At 68.5% G+C, this 21569-nt stretch carries 24 protein-coding genes and 5 pseudogenes; 16 read left to right on the plus strand and 13 right to left on the minus strand.

Annotated elements, in window-relative coordinates; all coding sequences use genetic code 11:
• Positions 1-69: 69 nt before the first annotated feature.
• The gene (locus tag BN4348_RS30685) at positions 70-666 is read left to right on the plus strand and encodes a GNAT family protein (protein WP_066907477.1); all 597 of its coding nucleotides are present in this window, start codon (positions 70-72) and stop codon (positions 664-666) included.
• Here BN4348_RS30685 and BN4348_RS30690 read toward each other — a convergent pair.
• The gene (locus BN4348_RS30690; protein ID WP_160040252.1) at positions 663-1589 is read right to left on the minus strand and encodes a class I SAM-dependent methyltransferase; all 927 of its coding nucleotides are present in this window, start codon (positions 1587-1589) and stop codon (positions 663-665) included. The two genes, BN4348_RS30685 and BN4348_RS30690, sit on opposite strands and share 4 nt — an antisense overlap.
• Positions 1590-1599: 10 nt before the next feature.
• Positions 1600-2517, minus strand: a complete 918-nt coding sequence (locus BN4348_RS30695; RefSeq protein ID WP_066907480.1) for a class I SAM-dependent methyltransferase — start codon at positions 2515-2517, stop codon at positions 1600-1602.
• A gap of 184 nt (positions 2518-2701) precedes the next feature.
• On the opposite strand from BN4348_RS30695, the gene secY reads away from it, so the two are divergent.
• The 9 genes and pseudogenes from secY to BN4348_RS30735 all read left to right on the plus strand — a co-directional run bounded on the left by secY (position 2702) and on the right by BN4348_RS30735 (position 8071).
• Positions 2702-4027: a preprotein translocase subunit SecY gene (gene secY / locus BN4348_RS30700; RefSeq protein ID WP_066907483.1), complete on the plus strand. Its 1326-nt coding sequence runs from the start codon at positions 2702-2704 to the stop codon at positions 4025-4027.
• Positions 4024-4569: an adenylate kinase gene (locus BN4348_RS30705; protein WP_066907486.1), complete on the plus strand. Its 546-nt coding sequence runs from the start codon at positions 4024-4026 to the stop codon at positions 4567-4569. Before secY ends, BN4348_RS30705 begins: the two co-directional genes overlap by 4 nt.
• Before the next feature lie 2 nt (positions 4570-4571).
• A pseudogene (locus tag BN4348_RS30710) lies at positions 4572-4946 on the plus strand (M24 family metallopeptidase); the annotation flags it as partial.
• A 16-nt stretch (positions 4947-4962) separates the two neighbouring features.
• Positions 4963-5508 (plus strand): sigma-70 family RNA polymerase sigma factor, encoded by a 546-nt coding sequence (locus BN4348_RS30715; protein ID WP_084453867.1) that lies wholly within the window; start codon positions 4963-4965, stop codon positions 5506-5508.
• A gap of 46 nt (positions 5509-5554) precedes the next feature.
• Positions 5555-6328 carry an anti-sigma factor family protein gene (locus tag BN4348_RS30720; protein ID WP_066907492.1) on the plus strand — a complete coding sequence of 258 codons (774 nt, stop codon included), beginning with the start codon at positions 5555-5557 and terminating at the stop codon, positions 6326-6328.
• Between the two features lie 93 nt (positions 6329-6421).
• A pseudogene (locus tag BN4348_RS59245) lies at positions 6422-6526 on the plus strand (3-oxoacyl-ACP synthase); the annotation flags it as partial.
• On the plus strand, positions 6526-6984 hold the full coding sequence (locus tag BN4348_RS30725) for a hypothetical protein (protein WP_084453875.1): 459 nt from the start codon (positions 6526-6528) through the stop codon (positions 6982-6984). The pseudogene BN4348_RS59245 and the gene BN4348_RS30725, both read left to right, overlap by 1 nt.
• Positions 6985-6992: 8 nt before the next feature.
• The gene (locus tag BN4348_RS30730) at positions 6993-7502 is read left to right on the plus strand and encodes a MarR family transcriptional regulator (protein WP_066907498.1); all 510 of its coding nucleotides are present in this window, start codon (positions 6993-6995) and stop codon (positions 7500-7502) included.
• 20 nt (positions 7503-7522) lie between these two features.
• Positions 7523-8071 carry a TIGR03086 family metal-binding protein gene (locus BN4348_RS30735; protein ID WP_066907501.1) on the plus strand — a complete coding sequence of 183 codons (549 nt, stop codon included), beginning with the start codon at positions 7523-7525 and terminating at the stop codon, positions 8069-8071.
• 10 nt (positions 8072-8081) lie between these two features.
• Here the strand turns inward: BN4348_RS30735 and mmsB are convergent, their stop codons facing one another.
• The 3 genes from mmsB to BN4348_RS30750 are packed head-to-tail and all read right to left on the minus strand — an operon-like array spanning position 8082 to position 11659.
• Positions 8082-8963, minus strand: coding sequence for a 3-hydroxyisobutyrate dehydrogenase (gene mmsB / locus BN4348_RS30740; RefSeq protein WP_084453868.1), 882 nt, complete (start codon positions 8961-8963; stop codon positions 8082-8084).
• Positions 8964-8972: 9 nt separating this feature from the next.
• Positions 8973-10133 carry an isobutyryl-CoA dehydrogenase gene (locus BN4348_RS30745; protein ID WP_066907506.1) on the minus strand — a complete coding sequence of 387 codons (1161 nt, stop codon included), beginning with the start codon at positions 10131-10133 and terminating at the stop codon, positions 8973-8975.
• Between the two features lie 5 nt (positions 10134-10138).
• Positions 10139-11659, minus strand: coding sequence for a CoA-acylating methylmalonate-semialdehyde dehydrogenase (locus BN4348_RS30750; RefSeq protein WP_066907509.1), 1521 nt, complete (start codon positions 11657-11659; stop codon positions 10139-10141).
• 88 nt (positions 11660-11747) lie between these two features.
• Between BN4348_RS30750 and BN4348_RS30755 the strand changes: the two are divergent.
• The 6 genes and pseudogenes from BN4348_RS30755 to BN4348_RS30780 all read left to right on the plus strand — a co-directional run.
• Positions 11748-12112: pseudogene (locus BN4348_RS30755) on the plus strand (NAD(P)/FAD-dependent oxidoreductase); the annotation flags it as partial.
• Positions 12113-12134: 22 nt separating this feature from the next.
• Positions 12135-12671 carry an RNA polymerase sigma factor gene (locus tag BN4348_RS30760; protein ID WP_066907515.1) on the plus strand — a complete coding sequence of 179 codons (537 nt, stop codon included), beginning with the start codon at positions 12135-12137 and terminating at the stop codon, positions 12669-12671.
• The gene (locus BN4348_RS30765) at positions 12668-13354 is read left to right on the plus strand and encodes a Rieske (2Fe-2S) protein (protein ID WP_066907518.1); all 687 of its coding nucleotides are present in this window, start codon (positions 12668-12670) and stop codon (positions 13352-13354) included. Before BN4348_RS30760 ends, BN4348_RS30765 begins: the two co-directional genes overlap by 4 nt.
• 162 nt (positions 13355-13516) lie before the next feature.
• Positions 13517-13735, plus strand: a pseudogene (locus BN4348_RS30770) (sigma factor-like helix-turn-helix DNA-binding protein); the annotation flags it as partial.
• A gap of 185 nt (positions 13736-13920) precedes the next feature.
• On the plus strand, positions 13921-14841 hold the full coding sequence (locus tag BN4348_RS30775) for a metallophosphoesterase family protein (RefSeq protein WP_066907625.1): 921 nt from the start codon (positions 13921-13923) through the stop codon (positions 14839-14841).
• Positions 14838-15245 carry a hypothetical protein gene (locus tag BN4348_RS30780; RefSeq protein WP_066907521.1) on the plus strand — a complete coding sequence of 136 codons (408 nt, stop codon included), beginning with the start codon at positions 14838-14840 and terminating at the stop codon, positions 15243-15245. The genes BN4348_RS30775 and BN4348_RS30780 overlap by 4 nt, the downstream gene beginning before the upstream one ends.
• A 174-nt stretch (positions 15246-15419) precedes the next feature.
• Here the strand turns inward: BN4348_RS30780 and BN4348_RS59250 are convergent, their stop codons facing one another.
• The 8 genes and pseudogenes from BN4348_RS59250 to BN4348_RS30820 all read right to left on the minus strand — a co-directional run bounded on the left by BN4348_RS59250 (position 15420) and on the right by BN4348_RS30820 (position 21553).
• Positions 15420-16304 carry a PecA family PE domain-processing aspartic protease gene (locus BN4348_RS59250; RefSeq protein WP_235852611.1) on the minus strand — a complete coding sequence of 295 codons (885 nt, stop codon included), beginning with the start codon at positions 16302-16304 and terminating at the stop codon, positions 15420-15422.
• Positions 16305-16350: 46 nt separating this feature from the next.
• A pseudogene (locus tag BN4348_RS63045) lies at positions 16351-16737 on the minus strand (PE family protein); the annotation flags it as partial.
• A gap of 119 nt (positions 16738-16856) precedes the next feature.
• Positions 16857-17702 carry an SDR family oxidoreductase gene (locus tag BN4348_RS30795; protein WP_066907527.1) on the minus strand — a complete coding sequence of 282 codons (846 nt, stop codon included), beginning with the start codon at positions 17700-17702 and terminating at the stop codon, positions 16857-16859.
• A gap of 17 nt (positions 17703-17719) precedes the next feature.
• Positions 17720-18181 (minus strand): lipoprotein LpqH, encoded by a 462-nt coding sequence (locus BN4348_RS30800; protein WP_066907530.1) that lies wholly within the window; start codon positions 18179-18181, stop codon positions 17720-17722.
• A 7-nt stretch (positions 18182-18188) separates the two neighbouring features.
• Positions 18189-18797, minus strand: a complete 609-nt coding sequence (rfbC, locus tag BN4348_RS30805) for a dTDP-4-dehydrorhamnose 3,5-epimerase (protein WP_066907534.1) — start codon at positions 18795-18797, stop codon at positions 18189-18191.
• A gap of 1 nt (position 18798) precedes the next feature.
• The gene (rfbB, locus tag BN4348_RS30810) at positions 18799-19794 is read right to left on the minus strand and encodes a dTDP-glucose 4,6-dehydratase (RefSeq protein ID WP_066907538.1); all 996 of its coding nucleotides are present in this window, start codon (positions 19792-19794) and stop codon (positions 18799-18801) included.
• Between the two features lie 28 nt (positions 19795-19822).
• Positions 19823-20689 carry an LLM class F420-dependent oxidoreductase gene (locus BN4348_RS30815; protein WP_066907541.1) on the minus strand — a complete coding sequence of 289 codons (867 nt, stop codon included), beginning with the start codon at positions 20687-20689 and terminating at the stop codon, positions 19823-19825.
• Between the two features lie 21 nt (positions 20690-20710).
• Positions 20711-21553, minus strand: a complete 843-nt coding sequence (locus BN4348_RS30820) for an LLM class F420-dependent oxidoreductase (RefSeq protein ID WP_066907544.1) — start codon at positions 21551-21553, stop codon at positions 20711-20713.
• Positions 21554-21569: the final 16 nt, after the last annotated feature.

A 21569-nucleotide genomic window follows, 5' to 3' on the forward strand; every position in this document is an offset into this window, starting at 1 on the left:
CCAACGCTTCCTGCAGCTGGGAAACCGACGATCCGACGCACTACCCCCGGGGGCGTCTAGGCTGGTGCAATGACTGACCAGGACCGCAAAGCCGCCCGCCGCGAGATCGCCGACGCCCTGTTGAAAGCCCTCGAACGCCGGCACGAGATCGCCGATGTCGTGGTCGAGTCCGAGAACAACGCGGCCGCGGTCGAAGCGATCGTCCGGCTGCTCGACACGTCGCACCTGGCCGCCGAAGCGGTGATGAGCATGTCCTTCGCTCAGCTCACCATCGACTCGCGCCGCAAGATCCTGGCCGAGCTCGAGGACCTGAACAAGCAGCTCAGCTTTACACTCGGCGAGCGCCCGGCCAGTTCGGGGGAGACCCTCGAGCTGCGGCCCTTCGCCGCCGAGGAGGACCGGGACATCTTCGGCGCCCGGACCGAGGACATGGGCGCCGCCGGCGACGGGTCGGGCGTCGCGCCCGGCAGCCTCGACGACGAGATCCGCGCGGCGCTGGGGCTGTCTCTTGTACNCGGCGAGGTGAACGTGCGGATCTGGATTCACCCCGAGCACCGCAAGAAGGGCTACGGGACGGCCGCGCTGCGCAAGTCGCGCACCGAGATGGCGTGGTGCTTCCCCGCCGTGCCGTTGGTGGTGCGGACGCCGCCGGCCAAGCCCGCCTAAGTCCGGCTGGTCAGCGCCGCCGATACGTACTTGATGTCGCCGAAGGCGGCCATGGACGGCTGGTCGGGGAACTCAAAACCGTTCTGCGCGTAGAGCTCCGGCGTGCCGTGCACCGTCGACTGCCAGCCGAGGCCGGCCAGGTAGGCCACCACGTCGTTGCGCTCACCCGGGTAGACCAGGTCGGCCCAGTTGAGGTTCAGGCCCAGCCGCCGCCACCGCTCGCTCATCTCGCGACCCCGCTTTTCGATGCGGTCGCGGATGTTGGGCACGTAGCCGGTGCCCAGCCTGCTGCCGGGGGCACTGAGCGCGGTGATGTGGTCGAACAGGCGGTCCTGGGCGTCCGGGGGCAGGTACCCCAGTAGCCCCTCGGCGATCCAGGCCGTGCGCGAAGCGATGTCAAATCCGTTGTCGCGCAATGCCGTCGGCCAGTCGTCGCGCAGGTCGACGCCCACCGCCTTGCGGTCGGCGGTCGGGGTCGCACCGAGCCCGGCCAGGGTGCGGGTCTTGAATTCGATCACCTTGGGCTGGTCGATCTCGTAGACGGCCGTTTCCGCCGGCCACGGCAGCCGGTAGGCGCGGGTGTCCAGCCCCGAGGCGAGGATGACGGCCTGGCGTATCCCGGCCCCCGCGGCGTCGAGGAAGAACGAGTCGAAGAACCGGGTGCGCACCGCCATGCCTTCGCTGAGGCGGCGGGGCGTGAAGGCCGGATCGTCCTCCGCCAGGTCGATTTCGCCGTTCATCATCCGGATGAAGGCGTCGACGCCGACGGCGTTCACCAGCGGCTCCGCGAAGGGGTCGTCGATCAGCGGGTTCGGGCCCCTGGAGGCCATCGCCCGGCGCGCGGCCACCGCGGTGGCCGTCGCGCCCACGCTGGACGCCAGATCCCAGCTGTCGCCCTCAAATCGCCGAGTGTCGTTCGCCACCTGGGTGCCCCTAGCGCAGGGTGGCCGTGACGGCGATGATGTTGCGGAGCTGGGATTCCTCGTCGTCCGGGAACACGCGCCCGTAATCGGCGAAGAACTCCCGCCGCGGCCGGGTGGTCACTTCCCAGCCCCGCGCGCCCAGGTACTCCACGACATTGCTGCGTTCGCCGTCGAAGAACAGCCCCGACAAATCGATGTCGCACCCCAGATTCGCCCACCGCTCGTTGAATTGTTGCGCGCGTTGGGTCATGGTGCGGCCTGAATCGCCGTGGTACTCGGTGGCCAGCTTGCTGCCGGGCGCGCTGAGGTCGGTGATGTTGTCGAACAGCCGGTCCTGCGCTTCGGGCGGCAGGTACATCAGCAGCCCTTCGGCGCTCCAGGACGTCGGTTGCGACGGGTCGAATCCGCTGCGGCGCAACGCCTCCGGCCAGTCGTCCCGCAGGTCGATGGCAACGGTGCGCCGGTCGGCGGTCGGCTCGGCCCCCAGGTTGGCCATGGCGGCGCTCTTGAACTCGACGACCTTGGGCTGGTCCACCTCGTAGACCACGGTGCCGGGCGGCCAGGCCAGCCGGTAGGCGCGCGCGTCCAGGCCGGCGGCCAGGATCACCGACTGGGTGACGCCGTCGCGGGCGGCGTTGAGGAAGAAGTCGTCGAAGAAGCGGGTGCGCACGGCGATCGAATCCTCCTCGAGCCGCAGGTCGCGCTCGCCGTCCGACGCCCCCGCCGGGGCTTTCGATTTTGGTAAGTCGCCGTCGACCAGGCGGATGAAGAAGTCGAGGCCGACCGCCCGCACGAGTGGCGCCGCGAACGGGTCGTTGATGATCGCGTCCGGTTCGGCGCTGGCCAGCGCGCGGGCCGCGGCGACCATGGTGGCCGTGGCGCCGACGCTGGAGGCCAGATCCCAGGTGTCTTGATCGCTTCGCGTCATTGATGCTCCCACTTACTTAGCCAATGCAATGAGCCACCGAAACTCTACCCCTCGCGGCTGTCGGCAAAGGGTGTCGACAGGACCAGTCCCGCCCAGCTGTTAGTCTCGTACACGGTTTGACGCGCGACGCCGTACGTCCTGGCCTGCGGGTGTTAGGCGCGTGACGCAGGACGCAGGAGGAAGAGTGCTTTCGGCTTTCATCTCATCGCTGCGGACAGTCGATCTGAGACGGAAGATCCTCTTCACGCTTAGCATCGTCGTCCTCTATCGGGTCGGTGCCGCTTTGCCGTCGCCGGGGGTCAACTACCCGAACGTGCAGCAATGCATCAAGGAGGCCAGCGGCGGCGAGGCGGGACAGATCTATTCGCTGATCAACCTGTTCTCCGGCGGCGCCCTGCTCAAGCTCACGGTGTTTGCCGTGGGGGTGATGCCCTACATCACCGCCAGCATCATCGTGCAGCTGCTGACCGTGGTCATCCCGCGCTTCGAGGAGCTGCGCAAGGAGGGCCAGTCCGGCCAGGCCAAGATGACCCAGTACACGCGATATCTGGCCATCGCGCTGGCCATCCTGCAGGCCACCAGCATCGTGGCGCTGGCCGCCAACGGCGGGCTGCTGCAGGGCTGCTCGCTGGACATCATCGCCGACCAGAGCATCTTCACCCTGGTCGTCATCGTGCTGGTGATGACGGGCGGTGCCGCGCTGGTGATGTGGATGGGTGAGCTGATCACCGAGCGAGGCATCGGCAACGGCATGTCCCTGCTGATCTTCGTCGGGATCGCGGCGCGCATCCCCGCGGAGGGCAAGACCATCCTGGACAGCCGCGGCGGCGTCATCTTCGCCGCGGTCTGCGTCGCCGCGCTGATCATCATCGTCGGCGTGGTGTTCGTCGAGCAGGGCCAGCGCCGGATCCCGGTGCAATACGCCAAGCGCATGGTGGGCCGGCGCATGTACGGCGGAACCTCGACCTATCTGCCGCTGAAAGTCAACCAGGCCGGCGTCATCCCGGTCATCTTCGCGTCGTCGCTGATCTACATCCCGCACCTGATCACCCAGCTGATCCGGAGCGGCAGCGGCGGCGTGGGCAACAGCTGGTGGGACAAGTTCGTCGGCAGCTACCTGTCCGATCCGAGCGACCCGGTCTACATCAGCATCTACTTCGGCCTGATCATCTTCTTCACGTACTTCTACGTGTCGATCACGTTCAACCCCGACGAGCGGGCCGACGAGATGAAGAAATTCGGCGGGTTCATCCCCGGCATTAGGCCGGGCAAGCCCACCGCGGATTACCTGCGTTATGTGCTGAGCAGAATCACCCTGCCGGGCTCGATCTACCTGGGCGCGATCTCGGTCCTGCCGAACCTGTTCCTACAGATCGGCAATGGCGGAGCGGTCCAGAATTTGCCCTTCGGCGGTACTGCGGTTTTGATCATGATTGGCGTCGGTTTGGATACGGTCAAACAAATCGAGAGCCAGCTCATGCAGCGCAACTACGAAGGGTTCCTCAAGTGAGAGTGGTTTTGCTGGGACCGCCCGGGGCGGGCAAGGGTACGCAGGCCCAAAAGCTCGCCGAGAAGCTGGGGATCCCGCAAATCTCCACCGGGGAGCTGTTCCGCGACAACATCGAGAACGGGACCAAACTCGGCCTGGAGGCCAAGCGTTACCTGGACGCCGGTGACCTGGTGCCCTCCGATTTGACCAATCAGCTCGTCGACGACCGGCTGGACGACCCGGACTGCGCCAACGGTTTCATCCTGGACGGCTACCCGCGCTCGCTCGAGCAGGCCAAGGCGCTGCACGAGATGCTCGAGCGCCGCGGCACCGACATCGACGCGGTGGTCGAGTTCCGCGTCTCGCAGGACGAATTGCTGCAGCGGCTCAAGGCGCGCGGCCGCGCCGACGACACCGAGGACGTCATCATCAACCGGATGAAGGTCTACCGCGACGAGACGGCGCCGCTGCTCGAGTACTACAGCGACGAATTGAAGACGGTCGACGCGGTCGGCTCCATGGACGAGGTCTTCGCCCGCGCGCTGCAAGCGCTGGGCAAGTAATCATGAGCGCGCTGGCACGGCTGCGGAGTCGCAGGGTTGTGCCGCAGCGCAGCCCCGGCGAACTCGACGCGATGGCGGCGGCCGGCGCGGTGGTGGCCTCCGCCCTGCAGGCGGTCCACGCGGCCGCGGTCACCGGCGCATCGACCCTGAGCCTCGACGAGATCGCCGAGTCGGTGATCCGCGAGGCCGGGGCGGTCCCGTCGTTCCTGGGCTACCACGGCTACCCGGCGTCGATCTGCGCGTCGGTCAACGACCGGGTGGTGCATGGCATCCCGTCCGCCGCGGAAATACTGGCGCCCGGCGATTTGGTGTCCATCGATTGCGGCGCGGTGCTGGACGGCTGGCACGGCGACGCCGCCATCACCTTCGGGGTCGGCACNCGGAGGTGATCGAGTGGCCCGTGTGGCAGGCACGTGGAGGGCTTCCGGGGCTGCCGAAGCCGCCCTGATGAAGGCGCTCTACGACGAGCACGCCGCGGTTTTGTGGCGCTACGCGCTCCGGTTGACGGGTGACGCGAGCCAGGCCGAGGACGTCGTCCAGGAGACGCTGTTGCGGGCGTGGCAGCATCCGGAGGTCATCGGCGACACGCAGCGCTCGGCGCGGGCGTGGCTGTTCACCGTCGCCCGCAACCTGATCATCGACGATCGGCGCAGCGCGAGGTACCGCAACGTCGTCGGTTCGCTGGACGAAGAGGGGGCGCCCGAGCAGTCGACGCCCGACGAGGTCAACGCGGCGCTGGACCGGCTGCTGATAGCCGAGGCCATGACGCAATTGTCCGTCGAGCACCGGGCCGTGATCGAACGGTCCTACTACCGCGGGTGGACCACCGCACAGATTGCTGCGGACCTCGAGATCGCCGAAGGAACAGTGAAGTCGCGACTACACTATGCCGTGCGGGCATTGCGGCTCACTCTGCAGGAACTTGGAGTCACGCGATGACCATCCGCATGGTCATCGGCTCCGAAAACTTGATGGGTGACAGGAGATGGACGAGATGAGGACGCCGCTACGGGGCATCGGCCCGCCCGGTGACAACCACTTTGACAACGAGGTGTTCGGGTTGACTGGGGACAACGACCGTTACGCGATGTGGGATGCCGCATACGTGTTGGGGTCCTTGTCCGCCTCTGACCGCCGCGAGTTCGAGTCGCACCTGGCCGACTGCCCGGCATGCCGGGAGGCCGTCGCCGATCTGAGTGGTGTGCCGGCCCTGCTGTCGCAGCTCGACCGCGCGGAAGTGGGCGCGATCGACGAGCCGGGCCGCGCCGCGGCGACGCCCGACATGTCTCCGGAGCTGCTGCCGTCGCTGTTGGCGACGGTGCGCTGGCGCCGGCGCCGCACCCGGGTGGCGACCTGGGTCGCCTCGTCCGCGGCGGCCGCGGTGCTGGGGGTCGGCGTGCTGGTCGGTGTGCACGGGTATACGTCGTCGCCGGCGCAGCAGGTGGCCGCTTCCTCGCAACCGATGGCGCAGGTCGGCACCACCCTGCTGGCGTCGACGGTGCAGTTGGCCAGCCAGCACTGGGGGACGTCGATCAACCTGAAGTGCGTCTGCCTGGCCCCCCTGAACGCCCACCACGACACGCTGGCGATGGTGGTGGTCGGTCGCGACGGCAGCCAAACCCGGCTCGCGACGTGGGTGGCCGAGCCCGGCCACACCGCGACGCCCGCGGGCAGCATCTCCACGCCGGTCGACCAGATTGCCGCCGTGCAAGTGGTTTCGGCCGACAGCGGTCAGGTTCTGCTGCAGCGCTCGCTGTAAAACTCGGCGCGCCGTGAACTGAAGTTAGCCGCGCGTCGTGTTACAGGCATGCCCAGGATGCAGCGGGTGGTCGACCACATCTTCGGAGTCGGCGGCGCCGGGATCCCGATCAACCTCGACCGTGCGATCTCCGACGGACCGGCGAAGGCGGGCGACGTGGTCTTGATGGCGGCGGCGCGCTGGGGCGGGCGAGGATGATGCAACGTGCGCGCGGACCGTTCGCTGCCGAGCTCGACGACGCGTTCCCCACCGCGATCGATCCGCTTGCCTTGTCGCTCAACGAGAATCCGTTCCCGCCGCTGCCGGCGGTGCGGTCGGCGCTGATCCGCTCCATCTACGCGGTCAACCGCTACCCCGAGTTCCTGCCCGAACGGCTGCGCGGCCAACTGCTGCAACGGATTCGGGCGATCAACGCGGAACGTCGCTATCTGGCGATGCGGCTGAGCGCGTTGGGCGTCTACACCACCGGCGCCCACGCGAACTTCATGTACCTGCCTTCGAGGGGTGGGCCGTGGCATGAGGTTTTCGCGGGCAGCGGCCTGCATGTCCGTCACTACGCGGACGGCGGGGCGCGGATCACGGTGGGCAACCGCGCGTCGACGCGGGCGGTGGTCTCGGCGATAGGAAAGGCCACGGTTGGGCCGCGGATGCGGTAAGAAGGGGCGTGGCCGCATCAAGCTCCAAGCGGGATCCGATCGCCGCGGCGCGGGCCAACTGGGAGCGCGCCGGGTGGGGCGACGTGTCGCAGGGCATGGTCGCGGTCACCTCGGTGATGCGCGCGCACCAGATCCTGTTGGCCCGGGTGGAGAACGCGCTGCGGCCCTACGACTTGAGTTTCTCCCGCTTCGAGTTGCTGCGGCTGCTGGCGTTCAGCCGGACCGGGGCGCTGCCGATCACCAAGGCGTCCGATCGGCTGCAGGTGCACGTCACCAGCGTGACCCACGCCATCCGCCGGCTGGAGGCCGACGGGCTGGTTCAGCGGGTGCCGCACCCCACCGATGGGCGCACGACGCTGGTGCAAATCACCGATCTCGGCCGTTCCACCGTCGAGGACGCTACCGTAACGCTCAACGAGCGGGTGTTCGCCGACATCGGAATCGAGGCCGCCGAATCGGAGGCGCTGGTGTCGTCCATTGAAACCTTGCGGCGCAACGCCGGTGACTTCTCGGACTGAATCGAGTGAAAGGCAGCACAGTGGACCCATTAGTTGCACACCAGCGCGCGCAGGACGCGTTCGCCGGCGTCCTTGCCCGCGTCAGCCCCGGGCAGTTCGGCGCCCCGACGCCTTGCTCGGAGTGGACGATCGGGGACCTGATCGACCACGTCATCGGCGGCAACGAGCGCGTCGGGCTATGGGCGGCCAACCCCACCGAGCCGCCGGCCCGGCCCGAGGACGCCGTTGCGGCCCACCGGGCCTCGGCCCTGGCCGCCCAGAACGTCTTCGCCGGACCGGACGGGATGACCGCGATGTACAAGCTGCCGTTCGGGGCAGTTCCGGGCCAGGTCTTCGTCGGGATGCGCACCTCCGACGTGCTGACCCACGCGTGGGATCTCGCGTTTGCCACCAACCAGCCCACCGATCTCGACCCGGAGCTGGCGGCCGAGCAGCTCACCGCCGTGCGAGCATTTGTCAGAAACGAATTCCGCGGGCCCGGCCGGCCCTTCGGCCACGAGCAGTCGTGCTCGCCCGAGCGGGCGCCCGCCGATCAGCTGGCGGCGTTCCTCGGGCGAAAAGTGCAGTGAGGCAAGCTTTTCAGGCGGTGCCGCCGCGCAGGGCCTCGATCACAGCGCTGAAGTCCTTGTCCGCGTGGTCGGCGGCGAATTTGGCGTAGATCTCCGCGGCGTGGGTGCCCAGCGGCGCCGTCGAACCGGTGGAGGTCACCGCGTCCATCGCCAGGCCGAGGTCCTTGTTCATCAGCGCGGTCGCGAAGCCCGGCCGGAAGTCGTTGTTGGCCGGTGACGTCGGAACCGGCCCGGGCACCGGGCAGTTGGTGTGCACCGCCCAGCAATTCCCGGTCGCCCCGGTGATGACGTCGAACAGGGACTGCGCCGACAGCCCCAGCTTCTCGGCGAGCACGAACGCCTCGCCGACCACGATCTGCTGCACCGCGAGCACCATGTTGTTGCACACCTTGGCCGCCTGGCCCGCACCGGCCGCACCGCAGTGAATGACCTTGCCCGCCATGGGTTCCAGCACCGGCCGGGCGCGCTGCAGCGCCGGCTCGTCCCCGCCCACCATGAACGCGAGCGTCCCGGCCACCGCGCCCTTCACACCGCCGGAAACCGGAGCGTCCAGCTGCGCGACCCCGCGCTGCCGGGCCAGCGCGTGCACCTCGCGGGCGTCGTTGACCGAGATCGTCGAGCTGTCGATGAACAGCGCGCCGTCTCGGGCGGCGGGCAGTACCTCGGCGTAGCAGCGTTTGACGATGTCGCCGTTGGGCAGCATGGTGATGACGACGTCGGCCTCGGCCACCGCGTCGGCGGCGCCGTCGAAAACCGTGACGCCGCCGGCGGTCGCGGCGGCCGCGGCCTGGGGTATCGGGTCATACCCACGCACGTCGTGGCCTGCGGCAACCAGATTGGCCGACATGGGCCCGCCCATGTTGCCCAACCCCAGGAACGCGATTGCCGTCAACTGAGCCTCCTACGCGCTCGCCCGCACGCGGCCGGCCTCGGCCCGGCCGATGACCACCCGCATGATTTCGTTGGTGCCTTCCAGGATTCGATGCACCCTCAGGTCGCGGACGATCTTTTCCAGACCGTACTCGCGCAGATAGCCGTAGCCGCCGTGCAATTGCAGCGCCTTGTCCGCGACCTCGAAGCAGGTGTCGGTGACGTAGCGCTTGGCCATCGCGCACAGCTCGACCTTGTCGGGGTCGTCGGCGTCCAGCGCATTCGCGGCGCGCCACAACATCATCCGCGACGTCTCGAGCCCGGTGGCCATGTCGGCCAGGGCGAACCTGATGGTCGGCTCGTCGAGCAGTGCAGAGCCGAAGGCCTGCCGCTCGCGCACGTAGGCGCCCGCTTTGTCGAAGGCGGACTGCGCGCCGCCGAGCGAGCACGCGGCGATGTTGAGCCGACCGCCGTTGAGGCCGTTCATCGCGATGCCGAAGCCGGCGCCCTCGCCGTCCGCACCACCCAGCATGGCGTCGGCGGGCACCCGCACGCCCTCCAGGATGACCTGCGCGGTGGGCTGGGCGTGCCAGCCCATCTTTTCCTCGAGCGCCCCGAAACTCAGCCCGTCGGTGCCCTTTTCGACGACGAACGCGGAGATGCCGCGCGGGCCCTCGCCGCCGGTCCTGGCCATCACCACGTAGACGTCCGAGGCTCCGGCGCCGGAGATGAACTGCTTGACGCCGTCGAGCACGTAGTCGCCACCCTGCTGGACGGCGCGGGTGCTCAACGCGGCGGCGTCCGACCCGGCGCCCGGCTCGGTGAGGCAGTAACTGGCGATGACATCCATCGAGGCCAGCCGCGGAACCCAGAACTTGCGTTGCTCGTCGGTGCCGAAGCTGTCGATCATCCACGCGCACATGTTGTGGATGGACAGGAACGCCGCGGTGACCGGGTCGGCGATGGCCAGCTGCTCGAAGATGCGGACCCCGTCCAGCCGGCGCAGCCCGCTGCCGCCGACGTCCTCGCGGCAGTAGATCGCCGCCATGCCGAGCTCGGCGGACTCGCGCAGCACGTCGGTCGGAAAGTGCTTGGCCGCATCCCAATCCAGCGCGTGCGGGGCGATTCGTTTGGCGGCGAACGCGGCCGCCGTCTCGGTGATGACCCGCTCGTCGTCGTTCAGGGTGAACATGGTGGCTAATTCATCGTGGGGATGACGAATTCGGCGCCGTCCTTGATGCCGGACGGCCACCGCGACGTGACGGTCTTGACCTTGGTGTAGAACTGGATCGACGCGGGGCCGTGCTGGTTGAGGTCGCCGAAGCCGGAACGCTTCCAGCCGCCGAAGGTGTGGTAGGCCACCGGCACCGGGATGGGCACGTTGACACCCACCATGCCGACCTGCACCCGGGACACGAAGTCGCGGGCGGTGTCGCCGTCGCGGGTGAAGACCGCCACGCCGTTGCCGTACTCGTGCTCCGAGGGCAGCCGCAGGGCCTCTTCGTAGTCGTGGGCGCGCACGATGCACAGCACCGGCCCGAAGATCTCGTCGGTGTAGATCGACATGTCGGGGGTGACGTGGTCGAACAGGGTGGGGCCGATGAAGAAGCCGCCCTGCAGGTTGGCGTCGCCGAAGGTCAGGTCGTCGCTGGTGCGCTCGCGCCCGTCGATGACCAATTCGGCGCCGGCCTCGACGCCCTGGCCGATGTAGTCGCGCACCCGCGCCAGCGCGGCCTCGGTGACCAGCGGGCCGTAGTCGGCCTTGGGGTCCAGGCTGTGGCCGACGCGCAGGTTGTTGATCCGCTCGATCAGCCTGGCGCGCAACCGGTCCGCGGTCTGCTCGCCGACGGGCACCGCGACGCTGATCGCCATGCAGCGCTCGCCGGCGCTGCCGTACCCGGCGCCGATCAGCGCGTCGACGGCCTGGTCGAGGTCGGCGTCGGGCATCACGATCATGTGGTTCTTGGCGCCGCCGAAGCACTGCGAGCGCTTGCCGGTGGCCGCGGCCGTCGAGTAGATGTAGTGCGCGATGTCGGAGCTGCCGACGAAACCCACGGCCTTGATGTCGGGGTGGTGCAGCAGGGCGTCGACGGCCTCCTTGTCGCCGTGCACGACCTGGAAGACGCCCGGCGGCAGGCCCGCCTCCACGAACAGCTCGGCCAACCGGACCGGGACCGAGGGGTCGCGCTCGCTGGGCTTGAGCACGAAGGCGTTTCCGCACGCCAGCGCCGGGCCGGCCTTCCACAGCGGGATCATCGCCGGGAAGTTGAACGGCGTGATGCCGGCGACCACGCCCAGCGGCTGGCGCAGCGAATAAACGTCGATGCCGGGGCCGGCGCCCTCGCTGTACTCGCCCTTGAGCAGGTGCGGGATCCCGATGGCGAACTCGATCACCTCGATACCGCGCTGGATGTCGCCGCGCGCGTCGGGCACCGTCTTGCCGTGCTCGATGGACAGCAGCTCGGCCAGCTCGTCGGTGTTCTTGTTGACCAGCTCGATGAAGCGCATCATCACGCGCGCGCGGCGCTGCGGATTCCATGCGGCCCAATCCTTTTGGGCCTCGACGGCCGAGGCCACCGCCGCATCCACGTCGGCCTTGCCGGCCATCGGCACTTTCGCCTGCACCTCGCCGGTGCTGGGGTTGAAGACGTCGGCGGTGCGGGTCGACTGGCCGGCGGTGCGCTTCCCGTCGATGAAGTGCGGGATCTGTGTGGTCATGGGGCCCTCGAGTGTCGTTGACGCGGTTAAGCGGATACTTGCATATCCTAGTAAATGTGGGCCGGGGTGGCAAGGACGACGGGGTGGGGGGTGCCAGCAGATTTTCAGCGCGGCGCTGATCGCCCACGTCGAGGCCGCCTATCCCGGCGATGCCGCGAAAACGCGCCATGCCCGCCGTTGCCGCATCCCGACACCGACCTCGACTGGTTGCGCGTCGCGCGGGCCGATCACGGCAATCAGCTGCGTTGGCCCGACGACCCGCACCTGGCCGCCTGGCTTGCCGCGGCGCGCCTGGACCTGTTCGGTCATCTGAAAGGCCACCTGCCGGCGCCGGCGTCGGCGAAGCCCCGGGTGCGGGATCGGATCCTGCCCATGGCCCGCTCGGCAGTGTCGGCCACCGCGGCAAAGCTGGATCAGCTGATGGCCGACGAACTCCCGTGTAACCCGAGCTGATACTTATCGGTGAAGGAGGCACGTGGCGGCTCACAACGAACCGGGCCCGCGTCCGCTGCGCGCGGTCCCCGATGACGGCTATCCCGACTGGGAGGCCGTGTACTCCGACAACGCGTCCTGGGTGTACCGCACGCTGTTCGCCCGGGTGGGCAACCGCGCCGACGCGGAGGACCTCACCGCCGAGGTCTTCCTGGCCGCGCTGCGGCCGCTGCGCCTGACCGCGAGCGTCGGCGAGGTCCGCGCCTACCTGCGGGCCACGGCCAGGACCGTCCTGGCCGCGCACTGGCGGGAGACGATGGGCCGGGAGATAACCTCGGTCGACGACATAGAACAACCACCCGAGAGCGAGGAGGCGATCAGCACCGCGCCCCAGCGTGTCGCCCGGGTTCTGGACGGCCTGCCCGCCCGGTATCGCCAGATTTTGGAAATGCGTTTCTTGCAAGGCAATTCAATCAAGGAGTCCGCCGCCGAACTGGGAATCAGCGTCGCCAACGCCAAAGTGCTCCAGCACCGGGCCCTGCGGCTGGCGGCACAGGTCAACGATGGAGGTCAGCGATGAACGCGCGTGGGTTGCGCCGGTACGTCGACGACCTGTTGCGGGGCCGCCGGCCCAAGCCGTTTGCGCCCGACGACTTCGAGGCCGCGCAGATCCGGACCGCAATCGAGCTGCGAGCGGCCGGGCAGGGTGATGACGGGCCGCGGCGGGAGTTCCTCGACGACCTGCACGCCCGGCTCGCCGAGCAGATGAACGGCGCGCCGCCGGCGCCGACCAAACAGAACGCGACGCGCCGCCAGGTCATCGTGGGCACATCGGCGGCCGCGGCCGCCGCGGCGGCGGCGGTCTCCATCGATCGGGCGCTGATGGGAAGCCCCGCCGAGGGACCGGCTGTCGCCGGGGAACTCACGCCCAACGACGGAATCTGGCAGCGCGTCGCGGCCAGCTCCGATGTTCCCGACGGCGTCATGCACCCGTTCGATCTGGGGTCGGTCACCGGGTTCGTCCGCCGCGTCGACGGCAAGCCCGAAGCGATATCCGGGGTCTGCACGCATCAGGGGTGCCGGCTGTGGTTCGACGCGCCGGAGGGCGCCCTGCGCTGCCCGTGCCACACGACGTCGTTCTCGCCCAGTGGGAAGGTGCTCTCCCACCAGCTGCCGATCTCGCCAAAGCCGTTGCCCGCGCTGATGGTTCGCGAGGTCAACGGCGCGATCGAGGTGTTCGCGCCACCGCGCCGGCAGGTGTAACCCCCCGCCCTATCTCTTGGCATGGACATCGCCAAGCTTCGGGAACATCTGGTCGCGGTACCGGTCGCCGGCGCGCTGCTGCTGGCCGGCTGCTCGCCCTCGCCGCCCGCCGCCCAGCCGTCGGTGAGCTTCGGTTCGGGCGCCAGCGGCATGCCCGGANCCGAGAGCGAGGAGGCGATCAGCACCGCGCCCCAGCGTGTCGCCCGGGTTCTGGACGGCCTGCCCGCCCGGTATCGCCAGATTTTGGAAATGCGTTTCTTGCAAGGCAATTCAATCAAGGAGTCCGCCGCCGAACTGGGAATCAGCGTCGCCAACGCCAAAGTGCTCCAGCACCGGGCCCTGCGGCTGGCGGCACAGGTCAACGATGGAGGTCAGCGATGAACGCGCGTGGGTTGCGCCGGTACGTCGACGACCTGTTGCGGGGCCGCCGGCCCAAGCCGTTTGCGCCCGACGACTTCGAGGCCGCGCAGATCCGGACCGCAATCGAGCTGCGAGCGGCCGGGCAGGGTGATGACGGGCCGCGGCGGGAGTTCCTCGACGACCTGCACGCCCGGCTCGCCGAGCAGATGAACGGCGCGCCGCCGGCGCCGACCAAACAGAACGCGACGCGCCGCCAGGTCATCGTGGGCACATCGGCGGCCGCGGCCGCCGCGGCGGCGGCGGTCTCCATCGATCGGGCGCTGATGGGAAGCCCCGCCGAGGGACCGGCTGTCGCCGGGGNCCAGGTGAGCGACAGCCATATCGGCTTCTCCGGCCCGCCGAACCCGGACGTCACAGGCACGTTCGGCCACGCGATCGATGAGATGAACAACCTTGGCTACACACCGGATTTCGTCATCCACACCGGCGACCTCACGCACCTGTCGAGCCCCGAGCAGTTCGACCAGGTGAAGCAGATGATGACCAAGCTGCGGACACCGCACATCTTCACGGTGCCCGGCGAACACGATTCGGTCGACGACGCGGGACAGAAGTACCGGAGCGTGTTCGGCGCCGGAACCCGCGGCGACGGGTGGTACAGCTTCGATGTCGCCGGGGTCCACGTGATCGCGCTGGTGAACACGTTGAACCTCAAGAAGCTGGGGCATCTGGGCACCGATCAGCTGGCCTTTGTCGAAAGGGACGTCGCGGGGTTGTCGAACGATACGCCGATCATCGTGTTCAGCCACATCCCGCTGTTCGCGATGTACCCCGACTGGGGCTGGGGCACCGACGACGCCGCTCAGGCACTGAGCTACCTGAGCCGCTTCTCGTCGGTCACCTGCCTCAACGGGCATGTGCACCAACTGTTTTCCAAGACGGAAGGCAATGTCACGTTCTACAGCGGCACGACGACCGCCTACCCCCTGCCGCATCCCGGCGACGGCCCGGCGCCCAAGCCGGTGACGCTGCCGGCCGGCAAGCTGCGCGACGTCCTGGGGATTCGCGAGGTCAACTACACCAGGGGGCAGACCGCCCTGGCGCTGAAAGAGACGACCCTGCAATGAAACTCTTGCTCCGTCTGGGCCTGGCCGCCGCCCTGGCCGTCAGCGCCTTCAGCCATGCGTACCTGTATGTCCACGGCTACCAGCATATTCCGATGATCGGCACGAGCTTCCTGATCCAGGCCAGCGTCTCGTTCTCGCTGGCCCTGCTGATCGCCGCGGGTGGGCCCTGGTGGCTGCAGTGGGCGGCCGCCGCGATGGCGGGCGGCTCCCTGGCGGCCTTCGTCCTGTCGAGAACCGTTGGGCTGTTTGGCTTCTCCGAGCGCGGCTGGGAGCCGGCGCCCCACGCGGCGCTCACCGTGGTCGCCGAGGTGCTGTGCGTGGCGCTGTGGGCGGCCGCCTTCGTCAGGCGGCCTCACCCGACCGCCGCGGGTTTCCGGACGAAAGCGAGTGCCGCCGCGCGCTGAGCGGCTACCGGCGCCGCCGCGTGGATCGCGTTGCTCGTCGAGCCGAGGCTCGCCAAATCTCTTGCTGCGCCGGTCACCGTTTCGGGCACCGCAATCACAAACGGCATCCGACCCCTCCATGCAAGTACATGCCATCAAGTGTCAGCCGCCCCGAGTAAGCGAAATTGGCTGTTTTCAAGTGGATTCAGAATTGGTTGACGCGTCGAAGACGGTCGTCCCGTAACCGCTCGGGCTGTACGAGAGGTAGATGGGATCTTGGAGGAAGGGAGCGATCCCGGTGTTGAAGTTGCCGCCCAGGAGACTCGACACGATGGACGTCTGTTGCGAACCGACCGTCGTCGTGTACAGCAACGTCGTCCCATCGGGTGTGTAGACGGAAATGGTCGTTCCCGCCGGCAGGTATCCGCCGGCATTGGGAGGGTTGAGATTGTCCGGGACGGATCCGTACTGTCCGCCCGAATCGATGAACGCCCCGGAAGTCGATTGGAGGGCCCCGTTGTTGATGCGTATGTCCAGGGTGGTGGAGGGGGCGCCGGTAACGGAGCCCATGGCGGGCAACGGGTTTGTGCCGAAATCTATTACGCCCTTGGGTTCATCGATCAGCACACCCTGACCGAAACTACCGGGCAATGCCGTCACGGGGCTGCTGCCGAGTGGTCCGGCGGGATTGACCCCAACGCCCAAAATGGCTGGTACTTGCGAAGTTGGAATCGAACTGGAAAAGAAGAAGTCGATAGTTTGGGTCGCGGAAGTGGCCACGGCGACGGTGGTCGGCTGGGTGACGATTCCGTTCCCGAAATTCACCGTCGTCGCGTAGGTGTTGTAGTTCACGGTCAAGGTATCGCCGGGTTCGCCGTATACGACGCTACCGCTGCCGGTGGGCAGCCCGAGGGTCGCCGTGTTCACGTCTTGGGGCGGGAGAATGAGACCCCGCGACCCGGTATCGACCACCACGGACACCGTCGGTCCCCCGCCCACCGAGAGGTTCGCGATGATGTCGTTGTTTTGCAACGTGATTGGGACGGTGGCCAGGCCGGGGGTGCCGGTGGCACCGGCCACACCCCCCAACAGGCCGCCCCGGCCGCCGGCGCCGCCAAGCGCGGCGGGCCNCGTTGGCACCGTTGCCGATCAGCGGACGCCCGAAAAGCGCGTTGGTGGGCGCGTTGATCAGCCCCAACACGTCTTCCTGAAGGGTCTGCAGCGGCGACGCGTCGGCGGCGTCGGCGGCGAGATAGGTGCCCGCGCTCGCGTTGAGGGTCTGCACCAACTGGGTGTGAAAAGCCGCCGCCTGAGCACCCAGCGCCTGATACGCCGAGGCGCACCGCGAAAACACCGCCGCGACGGCCGTCGAGACCTCGTCGCCGGCCGCCGCCAGCACCCCCGTTGTGGGTACGGCCGCCGCAGACTGGGCGGCGTTGATCGCTGCACCGAGGCTCGCCAAACGCGTTGCCGCATCGGTCATTACATCGGGAACCGCAAGCACAAACGACATCCGACCCCCCCAAGCAATGGCTCACGTGAAGCGGTCGCGGCCCGACTACAGCGACAAACGTGATCGTAGCGTCACCGGTTGGCGAAAGTGCTTGTTTTCAAGCGTGATTCGGTTGCGTCTCAGGAGGCGGTGGAATCCATCGCCCGCAGGCGCTTGAGCGAGAGTCTGGCGCACCGCGCCGAGACCGCCGGCGAGAGGCGTTCGAGGTACCACACCGCCTTCCACCAGGCCGGCACGATGATGATCGCGTCGCGGCGCGACACGGCACGAAGGACACGGTCGGCGAACTTTTCGGGCGCCATCGGCCGCATCGGCTCCCAGAACTTGAGCAGCGCCTCGTCTCCCGCGCCGGTCTTGGTCATCCGTCCGTACTTGCCGCCGGTGAGGATCGGGGTCCGGATCGCGCCGGGGCACAGCACCGACACCGACACGCCGTGGCGCTCGGCCTCCAACCGCAGCGCCCTCGAGATTGCGACGACGGCGTGTTTGGCGGCGGTGTAGCTCACGGCGCCGGGTGAGGCGAGCAGGCCGGCCATCGAGGCCGTGTTCACGATGTGGCCCGCACCCTGCCGGATCATGACCGGATACACCGCTTGGATGCCGTGCACCACGCCGTGCAGGTTCACGTCCAGCACGTCGTTCCAGTCGTCGAGCGTGTACGAGTCGACCTCGCCGCCCACGCCGATGCCGGCGTTGTTGAACAGGTAGTCGATGCGCCCGGATTGCTGCACCGCCCGGGCGACGGCGCTTTCGAACGCGGGGTAGCTGCGCACATCGAGTTCGATCGCGTGCGCTTTCGCGCCACCGTTGCTCAGGCGTTGCGCCAGCTCCTGCGCCGCCTCGAGTTGGCGATCGGCGATCCACACCTCGGCGCCCGCGCCGGCGACGTTGGTGGCCAGCGCGGCGCCGATGCCGGACGCGCCGCCGGTGACGAATGCGACCTTGCCCGCGAAGCTCGAGGCCATTGGGGAAGGATACTCGCCTACGGGCAGGTGACGTTGACCTCGAAAGGCTTGTGCGCCTGCGCGCCCGCGTTGTCGGTGCCGCTGGCCGTGCCGGTGATCTTGTAGGTGCTGCCCGCCTTGGTAGCGGTGGCGTCTTCGCCGGGCACACCCTCGGTGAAGCTCATGACCACCCCGTCGACGGTGCCGAGCCCCGCGCCATGCACCGCCGACGCGTCGGGCTCGAGCGCGACGATGATGCCGGTGACCATGTCGCCGACCGCGATGGAGAACTTGCCGTTGGTCGTGCCGCACACCACCGGGCCGCTGACGTTTTGGGGCCGGCCGCCGATGGTGACCCGCACCGGCCCGGCCGCGGCGGAGGCGCCGGATGGGGTCGCGCTGGAAGATGTTGCGCTCGAAGCGTTGTCGGCCTTGGCGCAGCCGACCAGGCCCGTGGCGACGGCCGCACCCGCGACGGCGATCAGCAACCCACGCTTCATCGATCGCTCACGTATCGCGCAGCCCGGCGACGAAGCGCTGCGTCTCCTCCCAGGTGGGCAGGAGGCCGGACGCGCGCACCTCCTCGAAGCTGGGCGCCGCGGCGTCGCGGTCGGACAGCGTGGGGGTGGCGCCGTCGACCAGCGGCCAGTCGATCGCCAACTCCGGGTCCGTGGCGCAGATGGTGTGCTCGCGCTGCGGGTTGTATTCCGACGAACACAGGTACATGATCGTCGAATTATCTTGCAGCGCAAGGAAGCCGTGCCCGAGGCCTTCGGAGATGTAAATCGTCCGGCGGTCCTTGTCGTCGAGCAGGACGGAGTCCCACTGGCCGAAGGTCGGGGAGCCGACGCGGGTGTCGACGACGACGTCAAAGACCGAACCGGACACGCAGGTCACGTATTTCGCCTGGCTCGGCGGCACCTGTGCGAAGTGCACGCCACGCAGCACGCCGGCCGAGGACACCGAACAGTTGGCCTGCCGGACGTTCAGCCGATGACCGGCGAACGCGGTGAACGCGCGGTCGGTGAGCCATTCGAAAAACATGCCCCGGGAATCGCCGTGGATGGTCGGGGTGATCTCCCAGGCGCCTTTGACTTTGAGCTCGCGGACTCCCACGTCACTGGCCCCGTTCTTCGTAGCGGCCCTCGGTGGCGTCCTTGAGGGGCCGCCACCACGACTCGTTGGCGCGATACCAGTCGATGGTGGCGTGCAGGCCCTCCTCGAAGTTGGCATGCTTTGGCGTCCAACCCAATTCGTTGTACAGCGACGTCGGGTCGATCGCGTACCGCAGGTCGTGGCCGGCACGGTCGGTGACGTGGTCGAAGTCGTCGGGGTCGTGCCCCAGGGCCTGCAGGATCGCGCGCATGACCGTCAGGTTGTCGCGCTCGCCCTCGGCGGCGATGAGGTAGGTCCGGCCGTTCTCACCCTTTTCCAGGATTCGCCGGACCGCGCTGTTGTGGTCGTCGACGTGGATCCAGTCCCGAACGTTGGCGCCCGAGCCGTACAGCTTGGGGCGCCGCCCGGTGAGCACGTTGGTGATCTGGCGCGGGATGAACTTTTCGACGTGCTGGTACGGCCCGTAGTTGTTCGAGCAGTTCGAGATCGTCGCGCGCACGCCGTAGGACCGCACCCAGGCCCGGACCAGCAGGTCGCTGGCCGCCTTGGTCGCTGAGTAGGGGCTCGACGGGTTGTAGGGAGTGGATTCCGTGAACCGGCTGGGCTCGTCGAGCTCCAGATCGCCGTAGACCTCGTCGGTGGAGACGTGGTGCAGCCGGACATCGTGCCGCCGCACCGCCTGCAGGATCGCGTAGGTGCCGACCACGTTGGTCTGCAGGGTCGTCCACGGGTCTTCCAGGGAGTTGTCGACGTGAGTCTCGGCGGCGAAGTGCACGACCGCGTCGGACTCGGCGACCAGCGCGGCGACCAGCGCGGCATCGGTGATGTCGCCCTTCACCACCGTGATGGCGTCCTCGACGTCGACCAGCGACTCGCGCCGCCCGGCATAGGTAAAGGCATCGAGCACCGTCACGGAATCCTCGGGATGCTCCCGCACCGTGCTGTGCACGAAATTCGCGCCGATGAAGCCGGCTCCACCGGTGACCAGCAATCGCATGGTCACACACCCTAACCGAGCCGGATGATCAGTTTGGGGCAGTTAGCCCTAATGGCCCCGCCAGCTCGCGCAACGCCGACACCAGCGCCTCGTCGTTCGGGGCGCCCAGCACCTGGACGGCCACGTGGTCGGCCCCGGCGTCGCAATGTTCACCGAGGCGCCGCGCGATGGCCTCCGGTGTGCCATAGGCCACCACCGCGTCAATCAGCCGGTCGCTGCCCGGCTTGCGCACGTCATCCTGGGTGAACCCGAGCCGCAGCCAGTTGTTGACGTAATTGCTCAGCGCCAGGTAGTGCTCGACGGTCCGGCGGCCGATCGCCCGGGCCTCGCCAGGGCTCGTGGCGAGCACCACCTTGTGCTCGGGCGCCAGGAACACCGAGTTGCCCAGCTGCTCGCGCGCCTTGGCGGTGTGTTCGGGGGTGACCAGGTAGGGATGCGCGCCGGCGCTGCGTTCCGCGGCCAGCGCCAGCACGCGCGGCCCGAGCGCCGCGAGCACCCGCCGGCTGGTGGGCACCATCGCGGCGTCGAGCGCGTCGAGGTAGCCGACCAGGGCGTCGTAGGGCTTGACGTACTCGTCCGTGTGTTCCCGGTGGCCCGCCCCGACGCCGAGCAGGAACCGACCCGGATGGGCGCCTTCGATGCGCGCGTAGGACTCGGCGACCGCCGGCGCCGGCGCGGACCAGATGTTGACGATCCCCGTCGCCAGCTGCAACGAGGTCGTCTGCGCCAGGGCCGGGTCGACCCAGGCCAGTTCCGCGTCCGGCGATCCGCCGATCCAGACCGCGCCGTAGCCGAGCGCCTCGATCTGGGCGGCCAGACCGGGCGTGATGGAGCGGCTGGGCAGCCAGACCCCGAACCGCCCCAGGTCGGGTTTCAGTGCGACTGCCTCGGTCATCGGTGTCCCCCTCGAAGTCGGTCAGCTCAGCCCGAGCGGCCCCGCCAATTCGGCCAGCGCCGACACCAGGTTTTCATCCTTGGTGAGGACCTGCACGGGCACGTGGTCGGCGCCCGCGTCGAGGTGCTCGTTGAGCCGCGCGGCGATCTGCTCGGGCGTGCCGTAGGCCACCACCGAATCGACCAGGCGATCGCTGCCCGGGCGGACGACTTCGTCGTCGGAGTAGCCCAGCCGCTTCCAGTTGTTGCGGTAGTTGGCCAGGTTGAAGTAGATGTCGAGCGCCTTGCGGCCCACCGCCCGGGCCTGTTCCGCGTCGGTGGTCAGCACCACCTTGTGTTCGGGCGCCAGGAACGCCGACGGGCCGATCAGCTCGCGGGCCTGCGCGGTGTGCTCGGGGGTGGTCAGGTAGGGGTGGGCGCCGGCGGCGCGTTCGGCCGACAGCTTCAGCACCCGCGGGCCCAGGGCCGCCACCACGCGCCGGTTCGCCGGCACGCCGTACTGGTCGAGCTGGTCCAGGTATCCGAGGAGCGCGTCGTAGGGCTTGCGGTATTCGGTGTGCGCCTCGGGGTGGCCGACGCCGATGCCGAGCAGGAATCGGCCCGGGTAGGCCTTGTCGATGCGGTGGAACGATTCGGCCACCGGCCCGGCGGCCGCCGTCCAGATGTTCACGATGCCGGTGGCCACCTGCAACGTCGTCGTGGCCTCGAGCAGGGGCTCCACCCAGGCCAGCTCGGCCGGCGGGGACCCGCCCACCCAGACGGCCCCGTAACCCAGGGATTCGATCTCTTTGGCTTGCTGGGGCGTCACGCCGCGTCCGAACGATCCGAACCGGCCGAGGTTGGGCTTGGTCGCTGCATCGGTCATGGTTGTTCCCAACCGG

It is taken from the genome of Mycobacterium interjectum, from assembly GCF_900078675.2.
Lineage (GTDB): Bacteria > Actinomycetota > Actinomycetes > Mycobacteriales > Mycobacteriaceae > Mycobacterium > Mycobacterium interjectum.

Bases quoted from the DNA above. Each gene is read 5' to 3' on its own strand.
- BN4348_RS30725 (WP_084453875.1), top strand. From the start codon at position 6,526: ATGCAACGTGCGCGCGGACCGTTCGCTGCCGAGCTCGACGACGCGTTC.
- BN4348_RS30800 (WP_066907530.1), bottom strand. From the start codon at position 18,181: ATGAAGCGTGGGTTGCTGATCGCCGTCGCGGGTGCGGCCGTCGCCACG.
- rfbB (WP_066907538.1), bottom strand. From the start codon at position 19,794: ATGCGATTGCTGGTCACCGGTGGAGCCGGCTTCATCGGCGCGAATTTC.
- BN4348_RS30750 (WP_066907509.1), bottom strand. From the start codon at position 11,659: ATGACCACACAGATCCCGCACTTCATCGACGGGAAGCGCACCGCCGGC.
- BN4348_RS30720 (WP_066907492.1), top strand. From the start codon at position 5,555: ATGGACGAGATGAGGACGCCGCTACGGGGCATCGGCCCGCCCGGTGAC.
- BN4348_RS30695 (WP_066907480.1), bottom strand. From the start codon at position 2,517: ATGACGCGAAGCGATCAAGACACCTGGGATCTGGCCTCCAGCGTCGGC.
- BN4348_RS30780 (WP_066907521.1), top strand. From the start codon at position 14,838: ATGAAACTCTTGCTCCGTCTGGGCCTGGCCGCCGCCCTGGCCGTCAGC.
- BN4348_RS30765 (WP_066907518.1), top strand. From the start codon at position 12,668: ATGAACGCGCGTGGGTTGCGCCGGTACGTCGACGACCTGTTGCGGGGC.
- BN4348_RS30820 (WP_066907544.1), bottom strand. From the start codon at position 21,553: ATGACCGATGCAGCGACCAAGCCCAACCTCGGCCGGTTCGGATCGTTC.
- BN4348_RS30815 (WP_066907541.1), bottom strand. From the start codon at position 20,689: ATGACCGAGGCAGTCGCACTGAAACCCGACCTGGGGCGGTTCGGGGTC.
- BN4348_RS30795 (WP_066907527.1), bottom strand. From the start codon at position 17,702: ATGGCCTCGAGCTTCGCGGGCAAGGTCGCATTCGTCACCGGCGGCGCG.
- BN4348_RS30745 (WP_066907506.1), bottom strand. From the start codon at position 10,133: ATGTTCACCCTGAACGACGACGAGCGGGTCATCACCGAGACGGCGGCC.